Here is a 1,262-nt window from a genome sequence, read left to right as displayed (position 1 = left end):
GCGTGCGGCTTGCCCGGTTCCGCGGTGAGCGCGTCCCGGCTGGAGTCGATGAACGCCGAGTCCCGGGGCAGCACGACCGCCGCCGAGCGCACGTGGTGGTGCGCCGGATCCGCACCCGGGGGGACGGCGCCCTGGTCGCGCAGGGCGACGGCGGCGCGCCGGAGCTTCTGGCGGGCCTTGATGATGGCGGCGTCGGCGGAGACGAGCCGCTCCTTGGACCGGTCGACGATCGGGCCCATGCTCTCCTGCAGCGAGGAGTCCTGGATCGCGATGCCCTTGATCCCGGAGAAGTACTCGCCGCGGCGCTGGGCGTCGCGGTCCATCAGGTAGTCGTTGTCCCGGTTCGCCACCGGGCGGTAGGTGCCGGGAATGTTCTCGCTGTGCACCCCGTGCCCGGCGCGCATGGCACTCAGCTCGTCGCCGGTCAGCGGCCGGGTCGGGTGGTAGTCGAAGGAGTACGCCCAGCAGTTGTGGTCGTCGATCGGGATCCACCAGTGCCCGTGCACGGGGTGGTCTCCGCGCGGCGGGACGAGGGTGAAGCTGGGCATCACCCACGGGGTGATCCGCCAGTAGTAGGAGTCGGCCTCGGCGTTGCGCCGGGCGCCGACGAACAGGCCACCCTCGGCGTCGGCGACCTCGAAGAACGGGCGCAGGTCGTTCATGTTGTACTCGTTGCCCTTGGCGCCCTTGAACAACGGGTCGTTCTTGAGGCCGCCCGAGTGCAGCCAGGACACGTGGCTGGAGTCGATGCCGCCCTCGAAGGCCTGCAGCCAGTTGCACTCCTGCCAGCGCTTCGAGGTGTAGTTCTGCTCCGGTGCCACCTGGGTGAACTCGAACTCGGGCAGTGGCGGCCGGGTCGCCGGGTCTCCCATGTGCGTCCAGAGCACGTCACCGATCCGGACCAGCGGGTAGGAGCGGAGCTTGACGTGGGCGCAGAAGTTGCTGTTGTCCGGCTCGGAGGGCACCTCGAGTGCCTGGCCGGTGACGTCGAACTTCCAGCCGTGGTAGGCGCAGCGCAGGCCGCCCTCTTCGTTGCGGCCGAACCAGAGCGAGGCGCCGCGGTGCGCGCAGAACTCGTCGACGAGTCCGTAGCGGCCCTCGCTGTCGCGGAAGGCGATCATGCGCTCGGACAGGAGCTTGACCCGGACCTGGGGGCAGTCGTTCTCCGGCAGCTCCTCGGCGAGCAGCGCCGGGATCCAGTACTGCCGGAACAGCTCGCCCATCGGCGTGCCGGGCCCGGTCTGCGTCAGCAGCTCGTTGAT

1 protein-coding gene is annotated in these 1,262 nt (G+C 70.0%); it reads right to left on the bottom strand.

The window, feature by feature from the left end; genetic code table 11:
• The coding region (locus ABZ881_RS30905; protein WP_358489595.1) for an aromatic ring-hydroxylating dioxygenase subunit alpha at positions 1 to 1,262 on the bottom strand (1,262 nt) is incomplete at both ends.

The organism is Pseudonocardia sp. NPDC046786, from assembly GCF_040645415.1.
Classification (GTDB): Bacteria; Actinomycetota; Actinomycetes; order Mycobacteriales; family Pseudonocardiaceae; genus Pseudonocardia; species Pseudonocardia kongjuensis.
The sequence above is the reverse complement of the archived record's forward strand: the minus strand, read 5'-3'. Positions and strand labels throughout refer to the sequence as shown.